General features: G+C 50.8%; 14 protein-coding genes. 6 read left to right on the plus strand and 8 right to left on the minus strand.

The genetic code is table 11. The annotated features are described in order from the left end of the window. The first annotated feature begins 136 nt into the window (after positions 1-136). The 3 genes from budA to BZG73_RS03365 are packed head-to-tail and all read left to right on the plus strand — an operon-like array spanning position 137 to position 3,421. Positions 137-913, plus strand: a complete 777-nt coding sequence (gene budA / locus BZG73_RS03355) for an acetolactate decarboxylase (protein ID WP_077667585.1) — start codon at positions 137-139, stop codon at positions 911-913. A 41-nt stretch (positions 914-954) separates the two neighbouring features. Continuing rightward, positions 955-2,637, plus strand: coding sequence for an acetolactate synthase AlsS (alsS, locus tag BZG73_RS03360; RefSeq protein ID WP_077667586.1), 1,683 nt, complete (start codon positions 955-957; stop codon positions 2,635-2,637). A 25-nt stretch (positions 2,638-2,662) separates the two neighbouring features. Beyond that, complete coding sequence (locus tag BZG73_RS03365; protein ID WP_077667587.1) at positions 2,663-3,421, plus strand: SDR family NAD(P)-dependent oxidoreductase; 759 nt, start codon at positions 2,663-2,665, stop codon at positions 3,419-3,421. A gap of 89 nt (positions 3,422-3,510) precedes the next feature. On the opposite strand, the gene yqfB is transcribed toward BZG73_RS03365, so the two are convergent. The 3 genes from yqfB to katG form a co-directional block, all read right to left on the minus strand. After that, on the minus strand, positions 3,511-3,825 hold the full coding sequence (gene yqfB / locus BZG73_RS03370) for a N(4)-acetylcytidine aminohydrolase (protein ID WP_077667588.1): 315 nt from the start codon (positions 3,823-3,825) through the stop codon (positions 3,511-3,513). Positions 3,826-3,917: 92 nt separating this feature from the next. Further along, positions 3,918-5,285: an anaerobic C4-dicarboxylate transporter DcuC gene (gene dcuC / locus BZG73_RS03375; protein WP_046073400.1), complete on the minus strand. Its 1,368-nt coding sequence runs from the start codon at positions 5,283-5,285 to the stop codon at positions 3,918-3,920. Between the two features lie 181 nt (positions 5,286-5,466). Continuing rightward, the gene (gene katG, locus BZG73_RS03380) at positions 5,467-7,644 is read right to left on the minus strand and encodes a catalase/peroxidase HPI (protein ID WP_077667589.1); all 2,178 of its coding nucleotides are present in this window, start codon (positions 7,642-7,644) and stop codon (positions 5,467-5,469) included. Positions 7,645-8,131: 487 nt separating this feature from the next. Here katG and BZG73_RS03385 point away from each other — a divergent pair, with 487 nt between their 5' ends. Beyond that, entirely contained in the window at positions 8,132-9,043 is a 912-nt protein-coding gene (locus tag BZG73_RS03385) for a hypothetical protein (RefSeq protein WP_077667590.1), read from the plus strand. A gap of 83 nt (positions 9,044-9,126) precedes the next feature. Here the strand turns inward: BZG73_RS03385 and BZG73_RS03390 are convergent, their stop codons facing one another. The 4 genes from BZG73_RS03390 to ubiU form a co-directional block, all read right to left on the minus strand. Then, complete coding sequence (locus tag BZG73_RS03390) at positions 9,127-9,525, minus strand: VOC family protein (protein ID WP_077667591.1); 399 nt, start codon at positions 9,523-9,525, stop codon at positions 9,127-9,129. Beyond that, positions 9,522-10,013 carry a GNAT family N-acetyltransferase gene (locus tag BZG73_RS03395; protein WP_077667592.1) on the minus strand — a complete coding sequence of 164 codons (492 nt, stop codon included), beginning with the start codon at positions 10,011-10,013 and terminating at the stop codon, positions 9,522-9,524. The genes BZG73_RS03390 and BZG73_RS03395 overlap by 4 nt, the downstream gene beginning before the upstream one ends. A gap of 143 nt (positions 10,014-10,156) precedes the next feature. Then, the gene (locus BZG73_RS03400) at positions 10,157-11,032 is read right to left on the minus strand and encodes a U32 family peptidase (protein ID WP_077667593.1); all 876 of its coding nucleotides are present in this window, start codon (positions 11,030-11,032) and stop codon (positions 10,157-10,159) included. A gap of 9 nt (positions 11,033-11,041) precedes the next feature. Further along, entirely contained in the window at positions 11,042-12,037 is a 996-nt protein-coding gene (gene ubiU / locus BZG73_RS03405; RefSeq protein ID WP_077577931.1) for a ubiquinone anaerobic biosynthesis protein UbiU, read from the minus strand. A gap of 219 nt (positions 12,038-12,256) precedes the next feature. On the opposite strand from ubiU, the gene ubiT reads away from it, so the two are divergent. Both ubiT and BZG73_RS03415 read left to right on the plus strand, forming a co-directional pair. Beyond that, positions 12,257-12,763 carry a ubiquinone anaerobic biosynthesis accessory factor UbiT gene (gene ubiT, locus BZG73_RS03410; protein ID WP_158075263.1) on the plus strand — a complete coding sequence of 169 codons (507 nt, stop codon included), beginning with the start codon at positions 12,257-12,259 and terminating at the stop codon, positions 12,761-12,763. Positions 12,764-13,011: 248 nt separating this feature from the next. After that, complete coding sequence (locus tag BZG73_RS03415; RefSeq protein ID WP_077667595.1) at positions 13,012-14,625, plus strand: ABC-F family ATP-binding cassette domain-containing protein; 1,614 nt, start codon at positions 13,012-13,014, stop codon at positions 14,623-14,625. Positions 14,626-14,791: 166 nt separating this feature from the next. On the opposite strand, the gene BZG73_RS03420 is transcribed toward BZG73_RS03415, so the two are convergent. Beyond that, positions 14,792-15,811, minus strand: a complete 1,020-nt coding sequence (locus BZG73_RS03420; protein WP_077667596.1) for a S66 family peptidase — start codon at positions 15,809-15,811, stop codon at positions 14,792-14,794. Positions 15,812-15,880 lie beyond the last annotated feature (69 nt).

Below are 15,880 nucleotides of genomic sequence, written 5' to 3' on the forward strand. Positions count from 1 at the left end.
TATCTTTTCGATATCAAAGCCAACCTTTTTTGTATTGGATGCTATTCACGTCAGCTCGCATCATAACTATAGGTTTCACGCAACGAACCGTTTGATTATCAGAACGGTCGTTAAATACGGTTAACGAGGACGCTTTATGAGCACCCAAACCTGCCACTGTGCCGAGCACATTGCGGCCGCCTACGTTGAGCATCACCAACACACGGGTGAAGGCGAAATCTATCAAACCTCCCTGATGAGTGCCTTGATTGATGGCATCTACGAGGGCGACACCACCATGGCCGATCTCCTCAAACATGGCGACTTCGGCCTCGGCACATTCAACCAACTCGACGGTGAGCTCATCGCCTTTGATAAAACCATATTTCAGCTGCGCGGTGATGGTTCGGCACGCCATGCCGACCCGGACCAAAAGACCCCCTTTGCGGTCATGACCTTCTTCAAGCCAGAGATCAGCCAGTTTTTTGATCACCCCATGTCGCGCCAAGAGCTGCATGATGTCATCGATAGCTTGGTGCCAAGCGATAACATTTTTTGTGCGGTTCGTATCGATGGTGCCTTTGAGCATGTGCGCACTCGCACTGTGCCCAAACAAACTCCGCCGTACAAACCTATGCTTGAGGCCATCGCTGCACAACCTGAGTTTCGCTTTGACCATGTTAATGGCGTGATTGCTGGTTTTCGCAGCCCACAATATACCCAAGGGATCAATGTCGCTGGCTATCACGAGCACTTTATCACTGACACACGCCAAGGCGGTGGCCATGTCCAAGACTACGAATTGGCTTGTGGCACCTTGCAAATTGGACGGGTCTCTAAACTGGTCATTGATCTTCCGACCAATGCCAGCTTTCTCGGCGCGAATTTAACGCCGGACAACATACACGCCGCTATCGAACAAGCAGAAAAATAATATCACCTCCCATTGGGAGGCAACCTCACGAGGAGCCCAGCATGACTACAAAAACACAGTGGGACAATGGCGCACAACTGATCGCAAATCACCTAGAGCGCCAAGGTGTGGAATACATTTTTGGTATTCCTGGTGCCAAAATCGACCGTCTCTTTGACGCGGTTGAAGACACCAACATTAAGATGATTCCCGTTCGTCACGAGGCGAATGGTGCCTTTATGGCAGGCGTCGTCGGCCGTCTAACCGGTAAGGCGGGTGTGACTATGGTGACCTCTGGCCCAGGCTGTGCCAACTTGGTCACCGGTCTGGCAACCGCAACCTCAGAAGGCGATCCCTTGGTCGCATTAGGGGGCGCCGTAAAACGGGCCGATCAACAAAAACAAACCCACCAAAGCCTTGATACCGTGAGCGTATTCCGCTCCGTCACCAAATACAGCGCCGAGGTTCAAGCCAGCACTGCTGCGTCTGAGATCCTTGCCAATGCCTTCCGCTCAGCAGAAAGCGACCGCCCCGGCGCTGCCTTTGTCAGTCTGCCCATGGACATTCTCAACGAACGCGTTGAAAGTGATATCCTCGCACCGACCTTCCCCGCGCAGCCCGGCATGGCAGATACGCGAGCCATCAGCGAAGCGGCCAATAAAATCAAAGCGGCGAAAAATCCGGTGTTCCTTCTAGGTTTGCAAGCCAGTCGCCCCGAGAATGCCGCCGCTATTCGTACTCTGCTTAACCGTACCCAATTACCCGTTCTCGGCACCTATCAGGCGGCAGGTACTGTTGATATCAGCTACTACCAGCGCTTTGCGGGTCGGGTGGGTTTGTTCAACAACCAGCCCGGCGATCTATTGCTCGCAGATGCAGACCTTATCATCACCATTGGCTTTAGCCCGATTGAATACGACCCTGAACTTTGGAATACCCAACACACAGACATCGTGCATATTGATGTCGAGCCTGCGGAAATCGAGCATTACTATCGCCCCAGCGTTGAGCTCGTTGGCCAAATTGAGCCTACCCTGAAAGCTCTCACCGAGCAGCTCGATCATCACTGGCTGATGCCGTCTACCACCGTCGATGTGCTCGAGGAAGTCGCCCACCAACGCCAAGCGATCCGTACCTACAGCCAATCACACCAAGAGTTTGCTTTGCATCCGTTACACCTAATCAAAGTGATGCAGGATGTGATCACCCCAGACACAACCTTGTGCTTGGACATGGGTAGTTTCCACATTTGGATTGCCCGTTACCTCAACTGCTTCCGTTCCCGTCAATTGTTGGTCTCGAACGGTCAACAAACCATGGGCGTCGCCCTTCCTTGGGGAATTGGTGCTAGCTTGCTCAATCCCGATCGCAAAGTGGTGTCCGTTTCCGGAGACGGTGGGTTTATGCAATCGAGCATGGAGCTTGAAACTGCTGTGCGCCTCAAATGCAACTTGCTACACATTATTTGGGTGGACAACGCCTACAACATGGTAGAGATGCAAGAGGTCAAAAAATATCAGCGCTTTTCCGGTGTGAAATTCGGCCCGATTGACTTTAAAGCCTACGCCGAGGCGTTTGGTGCTAAAGGCTTTGCGGTCACTCGCCAAGAAGAGCTCGCCAGTCAATTAAAACAAGCCATGGACACCGAAGGACCCGCAGTGATCGCAATTCCTGTTGATTACAGTGACAACTTCAAGCTGATGGCCCCGCGTGAGGCCGGCAGTATGGATCCGGTATTTGCTTGATCAATCAGATAAAAAGGAGAACACAATGAAAGGTATTAACCAAAAAGTCGCATTGATTACTGGCGCAGCCAACGGCATTGGCGCAGCCATTACCGACCGCCTCTATCAAGAAGGTGCCAAAGTGGCCATTGCAGACTGGAACCAAGCGGCATTAAATGACACTGCAGCAAAATACGATGCTGATCGCGTCTTGAAGCTCTCTGTCGATGTGTCAGATCCAAAAGCGGTAGAAGCGATGATTCAAGACGTCGTGTCTCACTTTGGACAGCTAGATATACTAATCAATAACGCTGGGGTGCATACGCCTGGTTCGGTCATTGACGGCACTCTGGCTGACTGGGAGAAAGTATCAGGGGTAGATATTGATGGTGTGGTTTTTTGCGCCAAATACGCCATGCCTGAGTTAATTAAAACCAAAGGTTCAATGGTAAACACGGCATCAGTATCAGGCCTAGGCGGTGATTGGGGCGCGGCTTTTTACTGTGCCGCCAAAGGCGCCGTTGTGAACTTGACACGTGCCATGGCACTCGATCACGGCCTTCAAGGCGTGCGCATTAATGCCGTCTGTCCTAGCTTGGTCAAGACCAACATGACCAATGGCTGGCCTGAATCGGTGCGGGAAAAGTTCAATGAACGTATCGCACTAGGTCGTCCGGCAGAGCCTGAAGAAGTCGCGTCTGCGGTCGCATTTCTTGTCAGTGACGATGCATCATTTATTTCCGGTGTTAACCTCCCCGTTGATGGCGGCGCCACCGCCTCGGATGGTCAACCCAAAATCGTCTGAGAAATCACCAAGCGTCGCGATGCGTCCGTGTTATCGGGCGCTTTTTTCATGGCGCACTGTCAGTCCACGCGCTGCGAGCGCGCGAGCTGTTAAGCCAGATGAAAATCAATCACAAACAACGGGGGACGTTCTGGGTAGATTTGCAAAATCAGCGCCTTCAGCTCAGTCAACGACATTCCCTCTTGTTCCGCATGGCGAGCATTAATGTCCTCGAAAGCAAGCGGAGCAACGCTGTCGATCACAATGTCACACACATAATCATCGGTTTCTAGCTGATGTACCGCGACGCGCGAACCGGGTTGATAGTGACTTTCGGATTCATCACGAATGGTGAYGGTTTTAACACCGGCGGCCACCATGGGCGTTAAGGTGGAGAAAAATGTGATTTTGGTCGGGGCAGTCATGTTGTGTTCTTCCAAAACTGTGGTGGCCTATGTGCGATACAATTAAAAAAGCCCGCGCGCGACTGCACACGGGCTTTTCATGCCTTGCGACGTTACGCCATCATCGGCACCAATACAAGCGTGCCAATAATCACAGTAATTAACCCGCAAAGCACCGGCACCGAGGTGCGTTTAACCACCTCAAACGGGCTGAGTTTTGCCATCCCTGATGTCGCCACAATTACTCCCGACACAGGCGAAACCGTACGGCCTAAATTAGACGCTTGCAACATGGGGATAATCAAAAACGCTGGGTTAAGCCCCATCTTCGCGGCTAACGAGGGCGCGAGTTCAACAAACGCATAGAAAGGCGCATTACCCGAGCCGGTCGCAATTGCTGCCGCGACAGTGAGCAAGGTTAGCAACATCATCAGCGCGATGCCGCCGGCGCCGGCGCTTTCCGCCAAGCCCAATAAGTTGTCTATCGCACCAATCGACATCAAGCCTTGGGCGAATACACCAGCAGCCACCAACAGCATCACGACGCCTTTAAAGGCGTCCGCCATGCCCTCATAACAAGCATCGAGATCTTCTAGCGTTCTTCTGCCATCAAATTTTTTGGTCGCAAAGTCCACCAATGCCCCCAAGAAGATCGACAAGACCACGATGGTATAAATATCAAGATACAGCCCCTTGATGGTTTGCCCATTGAACAGGAACACCCCAATAATGGGTAAAAACGGTAACACTGCGTAATAAGCAGGCGCGTGGGTTTCTATCTCAGAGACATCCACACGTTCCATCGGCGTGTTTTCTTTTTTATCCAAATATTTATTCCAAAAGTACGCCGCTGCTGCCATCACGATGATCGCACAAATAGAGACCGGCAATACGGTTTCGACCGCAAACACATGGAGAGGCAACCCGGATTTTTCCGCCGCAATCACCACATCCCCCGACGTAGGTGACAAGATAATGGCAGCGGGAGAGGCACACACCGCGGTGGCGGCAGGACGAGAAATGCCCATCGCGGTCATCATCGGGAACAAGGTTGCCATCAGAAGGACACCTAACCCAGTTGCAGAGCTGACAGCCAGCGACATCAAACACGCCACGATGTAAGCCGCTACGAGCAGCACATAAGGTGACTTAATCACCGAGAGTGGCTTAGAGAACTGTTTCACCACCACATTGTTGGCACCAATGTGCGACATATAGGCCGCAAAGCCACACAACAACATAATTTGCATCCCAAGGCCGCCACCCCGGTATTGCAGCATGTATTTCACGTATTCAAGCGAGTCGGTAAACAGGTTGCCCGTCGACGTTAATTTAGCCGGCAGCACACTGTGTCCGATTAACCCGGTGATAATCAGTAATAAAATCCCTGCGGTTAGCAAGGTACTTGCAGCACGATAACCTTTGACAATGAAGTAGCCCACAGCCACTGTTACAACGAGCCCAATGAGCAGTTCTAGCATAATTCACTCCGCCAGATGATAAAGATAAAAGAATTGGATGGAATTTACTCAGCTCACTGTACTAAACCCCTGCCTGTAGCACGACAAGAACCAACCCCGAGCTTGATTTAAGACAAATAAAAAGCCGCCTCTCAATAAAAGGCGGCTTGGCGATCACAGTTTGTCTTGGTTAAGTCATCGGCTAGTGGTGAAGATCAAAGCGGTCAGCGTTCATCACTTTCACCCACGCCGCCACGAAATCGTGTACGARCTTGGCTTGGTTGTCATCTTGCGCGTAAAACTCAGCATAAGCGCGTAAAATAGAGTTTGAACCGAACACTAAATCAACGCGACTTGCCGTCCACTTCACCRCACCAGAGTCGCGCGCAATGATTTCATAGCGGTTGCGGCCGACGGGTTTCCATTGATACGCCATGTCTGTCAGATTGACAAAAAAGTCATGACTTAGCTGCCCCACTCGGTCAGTCAGCACACCTTCCGACGCACCGCCATAATTGGTCCCCAGTACGCGCATACCACCCAGCAATACTGTCATTTCAGGGGCCGTGAGTCCCATCAATTGGGCACGGTCGAGCAGTAACTCTTCAGGCTGAACGGTGTAGTCTTTTTTCAGCCAGTTGCGGAATCCATCTGCAACCGGTTCTAGCACCTCAAACGAAGCCACATCGGTTTGTTCAAGCGTGGCATCACCACGACCGGGCGCAAATGGAACGTCGACGGGGAAGCCAGCCGCTTTTGCGGCTTCTTCGATGCCTTGATTGCCTGCTAGCACGACGGTGTCGGCCAAACTAATCTGATGCTTCTGGGCTATATTGCTCAGCACGTTGACTACCTTCGCCAAACGCTCCGGCTCGTTCCCTTGCCAATCTTTTTGCGGCGCTAGGCGGATCCGCGCGCCGTTCGCCCCACCCCGCTTATCGGATTGACGATAAGTCCGCGCACTATCCCATGCGGTCGTCACTTTCTCTACCAGTGTCAGGCCACTGTTGGCAATATCCGCTTTTACCGCCGCGACGTCATAATCGGTGCGTCCTGTCGGTACAGGGTCTTGCCAAATCAAGTCTTCACTTGGCACATCTGGGCCGATGTAACGCGATTTAGGCCCCATGTCGCGGTGCGTCAGTTTGAACCAGGCTTTAGCAAAGGYATCCGCTAACTGCTCGGGATGTTGATAAAAACGCTCCGCAATGCTGCGATAGGTTGGGTCCATTTTGAGTGCCATATCAGCATCCGTCATGATGGGATTACGACGAATAGAGGGGTCTTCCACATCGACAGGTTTATCTTCTTCTTTGATGTCGATGGGCTCCCACTGCCACGCACCCGCTGGGCTTTTCTTCAATTCCCACTCGTAGTTAAACAACAGATAAAAGTAGCCGTTATCCCATTGCGTGGGATGGGTGGTCCACGCCCCTTCAATGCCACTGGTGACCGTATCGCGACCAATGCCACGCGCTTGATGGTTGTTCCACCCTAAGCCTTGCTCTTCAATCGCTGCACCTTCCGGCTCGGGGCCGAGCTGTTCCGCATCGCCATTGCCATGACACTTACCAACAGTATGGCCACCTGCGGTGAGTGCAACCGTTTCTTCATCGTTCATCGCCATACGCTCGAAGGTGACACGCATGTCTTGCGCGGTTTTAAGCGGATCGGGATTGCCATCCACCCCTTCTGGGTTGACATAAATCAGCCCCATCATCACCGCTGCCAATGGGTTTTCCAGATCGCGTTCACCAGAGTAGCGGCTGTTTTCAGCATCACTTGGCGCCAGCCATTCTTTCTCTGCGCCCCAGTAGGTATCTTTCTCAGGGTGCCAAATATCCTCGCGGCCAAATGCAAATCCATAGGGTTTTAAGCCCATCGATTCATACGCCATCGTCCCCGCCAGCAAAATTAAATCTGCCCAGCTTATTTTGTTGCCATATTTTTTCTTAATCGGCCACAACAGGCGGCGGGCTTTATCGAGATTGGCGTTATCCGGCCATGAGTTTAAAGGCGCAAAACGCTGGTTACCGGTCGCACCGCCACCGCGGCCGTCGGCAATACGATAGCTCCCCGCGGAGTGCCATGCCATGCGGATCATCAAGCCGCCATAATGTCCCCAGTCGGCGGGCCACCAAGACTGACTCTCGGTCAGTAACGCTTTCACATCCTTTTTTAATGCATCGATATCGAGAGTTTTAAGCGCGGCGTGATAATCAAAATCATCATCAAAGGGGGAGGTTTTACTGTCATGTTGATGAAGAATGTCGAGGTTTAGCGCGTTTGGCCACCAGGTTTTGTGTGCCATCGCTTCCGAGGTTTTGCTGCCGTGCATGACAGGGCACTGCCCTCCCGACGTTGAGCGTTGTTGAGACATTGCTTTCTCCTTGCTCTTATTGTTCGACAAGCTTTCTTCACAGCGAATCAGCTTGCGCATTGCGTTAATAGGCAATCAGGCGAAGTGTCTGATTGTCCCGACTAATACAACGTTAATAGGCATTAGACATCCGCGCTAATCTGTTTTGCCAATTACTGTGATTGCTGACACCAGAGTTACCAGTCAGCATACGCTTAATGCCACACCGCTAATGCATTGATAAATAGACACTCCTTTTCCTAACACCTTGTATGGCCACCAAAACACAATGGCAGCATGACTTCGTCAAATCGACATCAAGAAAAAGGCATTATATTTCAGTGTTTAGCGATTAAACTCCATCCCCCACAGAGAATTGTCTTCATCGACTGATGGAAAATAAAACAAAGCAAGCTAGCCTAGTTTTGCAGGCAGAATTTTGTTGTTGCCCTAAGCGATTGAAGCTCACTCAATCACGATTCACATTGTCGCAATTAGGAACACAATTATGAACGCTTCAGATGCACAAAACCTGACATCTCAATTTGATACTTGGTTGAATAGCCACCAAAGTTTGGTCTCTAACCAACTGCAGCACAGCGCGCTCTTTGCGGTACCACGCGATGGCGACAGCTCAGTATCTGGTCAAAATACCATCGGTGCCGGTAAAAATGCGCAAACGGAATCAGCGCAAGGTAAGAAATTGGATGATGCCATTAGCGCTGGCAATCACAGTGAAATTGTTCGCTTGCTCACCGAGTCTACCGGTAATGCGGTATCGAGCATTTTAGGCTTAGCTCAAAGCCGCACCGGCTGGAATCCGCTGGACCCAGATAATGACAAGAATGCCGAAGGGTTTCAGGAGTTTGTGAGCTCCATTCTTAAAGTGCCCTTTTTTAATGTCACCCAATCAGAGCGCACCACGGTGCATTACGAAGAAGAGAACTACAACTCTCTGATTGATAAAGTCGTTGGCCTCTATGACGGAATCACTGAGCAAGATGTTCCGCTGATTAAAAACAGTATTGTGAACCTTGCCAAGGCGTGTACTAGCCGAGTGAATACCCAAAACACCAAAACCTTGTTTGTCCAAAACACCATGAACGCGACTGGGACGGACATTGTCGTCGGTATTCAGCAAACCTTTATGATGATGGAGCGCAGTCACAGCTCAGGTAAAGGTGCGCCTAAAGATCAGTACAAAACTGAGATCACTGTGAATGTGATGGAACTGACCTTTAAAGGTGGACTGTGGAATGAAAGTGCGGCGGAGAAGCTCGCCGATAAATTTGTGAAAAGCTGGGATGACTGGCTGGATGGCACCACAACACCCGCTTCACCGAGCGCGGACCAAATTCAGTTCTGCTTTGGTCCGGCACATCGCGCACGTCAAAAACAAGAAGCGGACGCGATTAAGTAATCATCCTCTGCTCCCTTTATTCAACGGGGGAGTATTGGCCCATCTGTAGACAACACGGCAAGTCGATTGTTGGCTTGCCGTTTTTAATACGCCCACTTACGGTTTTGTAGTACCACACGATAACCGTCCAGATCTTCAAAGGTACGCCCGTCTTTATCCCAGTAGCTATTGTAACTCGGCACAGGTTTAAACCCAGCGGCTTCAATTTGTTGACACGCAGTCTGCCATGCAGCGTGATCCGGCAAGTAAAAGACCAACAGGTTTTCCTGTGACGGTGCTGGACCGACATGGGTGCCGCGATGATGGGTAAATTCAAGGTGATAGTTATGATGTGGGTGACCAATAATGGCGCCATCAAAATCATTATGGCCAGAAAACGTCGCCAATAGCTCAAACCCCAGCCCATCGCAATACATGTTGGTAATGTCGGCCAAATTGTCGGTGGGTCGTGCCACCCGCATCACGGTGTTTTTATCAATCATTGTGCTGGCTCCTCCGGCTCGCAATTCAATGTTTGCATCATGGTGATAGAGTCTGGGGTAAACCCCAGCGCATGGTAAAACGCCTGCGCATCCTGATTAAACGTCATCACTTCTAGTTTAATCACAGTGGCATGATTGTCTTTCGCCCATTGGGTACAGGCCGCCATTAACGCTTTACCTGCACCGGTTCCTCGCGCATCACGGTCAACCACAATGGTATTCACATGACACATGGGATCGTCGACCAGATGAGGAATGTGTTCAAACGACTCCAGCCTTGCCGACAAAAAGCCAATCACTTTGTTTTGATGCTCTGCCACCCAAAAGTACTTATCCGCTTCTTGCAGCGCTTGCTGCAAAAACGCCCGACCGCTTGAGCCAGGCGTTGCAAACAGATGCGGCGCATGTTGATAGTGCATGTCACCAATTTGTACATTCAGGGCGAAGATGGCATCCAAGTCCTCAACCGAGGCACGTCTCACTTGCATCCTTGTGTTCCTTTTCAAGTCTTGGGGTGTTCTGGCTCTCAACCGCCTGATGCAATTGTTTAGTCAAACTACCACACTAGATAATGGCCGATAAATCAGACTGATGCAGTGACTCTACCCACACCCTTGAAAGGAAACGTCCACTACTCGACGACTTGTGTCATGCCTGCCAAGTGGTGCCAATAGCCGTTGCAATCGTGGTTGAGCGGTTGCGGGTTATTGCCTGCTTGGTTAGCACGGAACTTGTCTACCCAGCGCAAGGTGTCAAGCGACAGTGGACTTAACCGCACCACGTCCACCAGTCCTTGCATCGACGGTAAATCGTTAATGAGATTGGTGCACTGCCCGGACTGGGTTTGAATGCCGTTCAGCACAAATACGGCCTGACCCTCTTGTGATTCCGTTAACCGCCCATTGGGATAGTTGATACAGCACAGTTCGCAGTCATCTTTGGCGCGGTTTTCTGAGCGCGCGGTAAAACAGCGTGCTGAATAAGCCAGTGGTAAGTAACCATAGCCAGTCACCTCCACCTCAAACCGGTCGCGAATACCCAGTGCATCGCAGCCGTTTAACATATTCACCAGCCAGTCGCGCGAAAGTTCCACCGGCATCACCCAGCGCGTCATGCCAAGGTCAACAAATTGCTTCAGTGTTTGTGGGTTATAGCAATTGATGGCGGACCCAACCACAAAGGGCTGCCGACGCTCACTTAAAAACTGCACCGCGCTCACGTCATTCGCTTCAATGCGAATATCATCGTTGTCGCAATAGCGTTTCAGCATGCTCAGCTCTGAGGGCGCTTCAATCAGCGCCATGGTCGAGAGCACCACTTGTTTGCCAGATTGGACCAGCTCACGCGCGAGCCCGATCCAGTCTTTGGTTTTCAGCTCTCGCCGCTTGGCACAGACAGTTTCACCGAGATAAATCACATCGGCTTGGCTGTCAGCCGCTGCTTGATAAAAGGCTTCAACCTCAGCCTTAGGCCAGTAATACAGGATCGGCCCGAGAGAAAATTGCATCATAATTCCTTATTGCCACTTGCGATGGTAAGCGCCTAAACTGGTTTGCACCCCTTCAGAAAGACTATCGAGCGAGTGCGCCCAATCCGGCGCAATATCAAATGCCTCGGGGTTTGCGATACAGCGATCAATCGCTTGACGCCATACCCGTGCAACTTGCTCCACATACGCAGGGCTGCGCTGACGACCTTCGATTTTGACCGATTTGATCCCGGCGCGATAAAGTTCAGGCAGGACACTTAAGGTATTCAAACTGGTGGGCTCTTCCAGTGCGTGATAGCGGTTGCCATCGACACAGAAACGACCTTTGCAAAGGGTGGGATACCCCGCTTTTTCATCAGCTTGGTACCGATCAATCAAGACCCCGTTTAAGCGCGACTCCAGCCCTTGCTCAGTATCTTGCCAGCGCACGAATGCGGCCGGTGAGCAAGCGCCCACGGTATTGGGCGATTGGCCGGTAAGATAAGATGATAAATAGCAGCGCCCTTCGGCCATAATGCACAAGCTGCCAAAGGCAAATACCTCTAAGTCGACATCGGTATCGCGTGCTAGTTGTTTAACCTGATGAATAGACAGCACCCGCGGCAATACCACTCGCTTAACGCCATATTGCTGCTGATAAAAGCGGATCGCCCCAGCGTTAGTGGCAGATGCTTGCACGGAAAGGTGTATATCCAAATCGGGATAGGTGTTGGCGGCGTAATCTAAACAAGCCATATCGGCAAGGATCAGCGCATCGGCACCATTACCAGCGGCGCTATCAATCGCATATTGCCAGCGACGCCAACCATCAGGATGGGCAAAGGTATTAATGGCAACGTGCAAGTCTTTGCCGTGGTCATGTACATACTGACTGGCACGCTGCAATTTGCTGTCGGTAAAGTTCAGCCCCGCAAAATGGCGCGCATTGGTGTCATCTTTTAAGCCGACATACACCGCATCGGCGCCATGTTCGATCGCTTTTTTAACCGCCGGAATATTGCCCGCCGGACAAAGGAGCTCCATAACATTGCATTCCATTTTATGATTGTCCGGCTAAGATAAGGGCGTTGCCAGTGTGGGGGATTGATGTGTATCAAGCACACTTCTCCATGATGACAAAAATCGCGATAAATGACGCTGTTGGCAAAAAAACTCCTCTCATTTTTGACTCGGATCCAATGGCGTAGCATTCAACCTCTCTACTCTAGTGGCATTCAACCATTGGCACCAAAGGAAAGCCTAATGCTCGTTAACCCAATCACCCAACAACCCCTTAGTCTTCCAATGCCCCAACCAAACCTGATTACACCGGGGCTAAAAGCGATCACTCAATTACCACAAGGACTGCAAGCTCAGGTGCTAACGAAGGTCATGAATACCGCTTTTGCGGTGCCGCTGGCAGAGGACGAGTTCGATTTTCTTGCTGGCCGCACTATTCGCATTGGATTGCGCGATCTCAACGCCAATTGGTTCGTGTCGCTCAACGAGAACAACCAATTATTGGTGCGTTTATCGGGGAAAGAAGACGCCAGTATCGAGGGAGATTGGTTAGCGTTTTTGAAAATGGCGACTCACTATTGCGATCCGGATACGCTGTTTTTCCAGCGCCAACTCAGTATCAGTGGTGATACCGAGCTCGGGCTGCATGTGAAAAACTTACTTGATAGCCTCGAAATCGATACCCTACCCAAACCACTGGCACGCTCACTGACGTTAAGCCATCACTACCTCACTAAACTCGCGTTGTAGTGCACGAGCGGCTGGGGTTGCAGACGCCCAGTCGCCTATTATATAGTCTTATTTCCTTTCTTTAGCGGAGTCTGTGCCAATGAACAACTAACACTCATTACACCGTTTTTATATTCGGTATCTTGGGGTTAGTCGGTATTCATGGTCACTGGGCTTACGTTTTCTCTGTAGCTAAACGGTCTCTACGCAGGTTTTCTGTGTAGCACATACCGCCGCCCCTTTGTGTTGCTTTACATAAAGGAGGCCTTATGCCTTACCTTATTACACATGATCTCAGCGTGACACTGCCCGATGGGCGAGTCTTATTTGAGCCTATCTCTATCACCTTTGAGCACGGCCCCATTGGCCTTGTGGGTGACAATGGCACCGGCAAATCACTACTCCTCGCGCTACTGGCGGGCCATACGTTGCCATCCGCGCAAGGAATTCATTATTCAGGCCATGTACAACGCGATGGTGATATTGCTTACCTATCGCAACATATTACCGCGCCAAAGACACAAACATTGGCTGAAGTACTGGGCATTGCCGAACAGCTTCATGCGTTGGCGGCCATTCGAGCTGGAAGCATCGACCCAACGCATTACGAGCGCGTAAATGATGACTGGGATATCGCTGAACGCTATCAGGCAATACTGACCCAGTTGGGTATTGATGCCGCTTTATCAGCGCCTTTGCATGAGCTTAGCGGTGGCCAATTGACCTTGTTGAGTTTGTATCGCGTCTTTCACTCCCAAGCGCATATCGTATTACTCGACGAACCGAGTAATCATCTTGACCGAACCGCACGACATAAGCTCGTAAGCTGGATCGAAAACTATCCTGGGTTAGTGATCACGGTGAGTCACGACCAACAGTTACTTCGCCATATGCGAGCTATCTATGCATTAACACCACAAGGTATCGCAAAATACACGGGCAACTATGACGAGTTCGTTCGCGCGCAACAGCAAGAACAGGAGGCACTCATCGCGAAACGAACGCACCTCAATAAACAGCACAAACAGGTATTACGTCAACAGCAACAGAGTGCTGAGAAGGCACAGAAGCGCGAATCAAAAGGTAAACAATTACGTAAAAAATCCAGTCAGGCAAAGTCGATTCTGGATGGCCAAAAAGAAAGTGCGCAAGACGCTAAGTCTCGAGCGAAAACACAATTTTCTCAGCAACTTAAGCGTTACCAAAAGCAACTCGACGCGCTGGATACGCAGCTTCCGGAAAACAACCCAACGTTGTATATGCATCACTCCGAGCCAATGAAACGGCGACGACTTATAAAAGCCACCCAGTGTCAGTTGCCATTCGGACACCCTGAACCACTTGATTGGTCTGTCTACGCGGGAGAGCATTGGCTACTAACAGGGCAAAATGGGGTAGGAAAATCCACGTTACTGCGAACGTTAATGGGTCATCACGCGCCTGTTAGCGGCTCAATCGACGTTATCGGTGACTGTGTGTATTTAGATCAACACTTCTCACTACTGGATCCCAAACAAACACTGCTATCTTGTTTGCGCCATCATAGCGACTTGTCAGAGTCGGATGCTCGAACCTGCCTTGCTAGCTTAGGGTTACGTGGCGACCGCGTTTATCAAACGATTGATAGTTTAAGCGGTGGCGAGAAGATGAAAGTGGCGATGTTAGCGGTATCTCACCAGCACGCCCAGCCACTATTACTGTTGGATGAGCCGGACAATCACCTCGACATCTCAGCCAAACACGCACTGGTCGACGCGCTTAATCATTATCAAGGTGCCTATATATTGGTCAGCCATGACGATGCCTTTATTGATGCGCTGCATCTGACCCATCAATGGGAGCTTGGATATCATGCTGCCAGCAGCTTGCCAAGTGATCGATAAAGTGGCGCACGACAGGCTGTTGATAACTACGCGATAAATAGACCGCCCACAGTGCGCTGGGCGGTAAGCGATAATCGGTCAGCAAGGGTATTAATTCCCCTTGCTTCACACAGGGAAAGTGGCGCCCACCGTCGCCAACGTATCGGTGTGGCCTACTAATCCAAGCTCATTGCCCAGCGTGCTCACCCGCCAACCAAGGTTGCGTGAGTGAGACCGTCTGGGCATCAAAATCAATACAGGCTTGAGCCCCCAAAGGTATGGTTAACATCGGATGCGTATGGCAACTGTCAAAACCATCAACCACAGCGAGCGGCTGGCCATCGAGTATTTCTTCAAGAACATCATAAGTTGAACGTCCCGTTCCTTTGTCATCAAACAGCTCATGTTTACCAAGTAACACCGCGCCGACCGAATCAAACACTCCGGCCAGTTTTAGGTGTGCGAGTGAGCGCTCGACCGTGGCAATATCAAGCAAAGAGTCCTCAATCAGCAGAATATCGCCTGTTTCAATCGCTGGCATATAAGGCGTTCCCCAGATCCCATTCAGCGTATTGAGATTGCCTCCAATAATACGCCCATTTACCTGACCTTTACCCATAAATTGCCATGCATTCTCATAGGTCGGTTTTGCCTCTGTCTGTTCGCCCCAATCGACCATGACATCCGTCCATTGGACAGGCATCTTATAGATCATGGGCAGCGTTACATTCTCAGTTGTTACCGCTCGAAACGCGTCAAAGGTTTCATCGACCAGTGGCGGGAACTCCCCAAAAGACGCCACTAAGGCTGGTCCATAAAACGTGATTAATCCTGTTTGGGCATAGATACCGAGCAGTAAAGCAGTGAGGTCCGAATAGCCCACGATAATCTTAGGATCACCAGCCAAGGCGGCGTAATCGATGTAGGGAAGTAAAGCATTGCTGTTCATTCCGCCAATCGTCGACATGATGCAGCGCACATTCGGATCACGGATGAGCTGGTTGAGCTCTTCCGCACGCGCCTTGATCGAGCCTGAGCGATAGTGATCCGATTGTCCGGTCAATGCCCCCGCCTTAAGATCAAAGCCTTGTGCGTTGACATAGTCCACCGCGCGTTCAAACCGTTGGGGCGCAAATACGGTGGCAGGAGATGATGGCGAGAAAAAGCCAACTGTCTCGCCTTTTTTAAGAGGAGGTGGCAGTAACATATTGTCTTCCTTGATATTTAATCTCCCCACCATTAAATCATCTGGACAAGACAGTCACAATATTCGCCG

The organism is Salinivibrio siamensis (genome assembly GCF_001996005.1).
GTDB classification, from domain to species: Bacteria; Pseudomonadota; Gammaproteobacteria; order Enterobacterales; family Vibrionaceae; genus Salinivibrio; species Salinivibrio siamensis.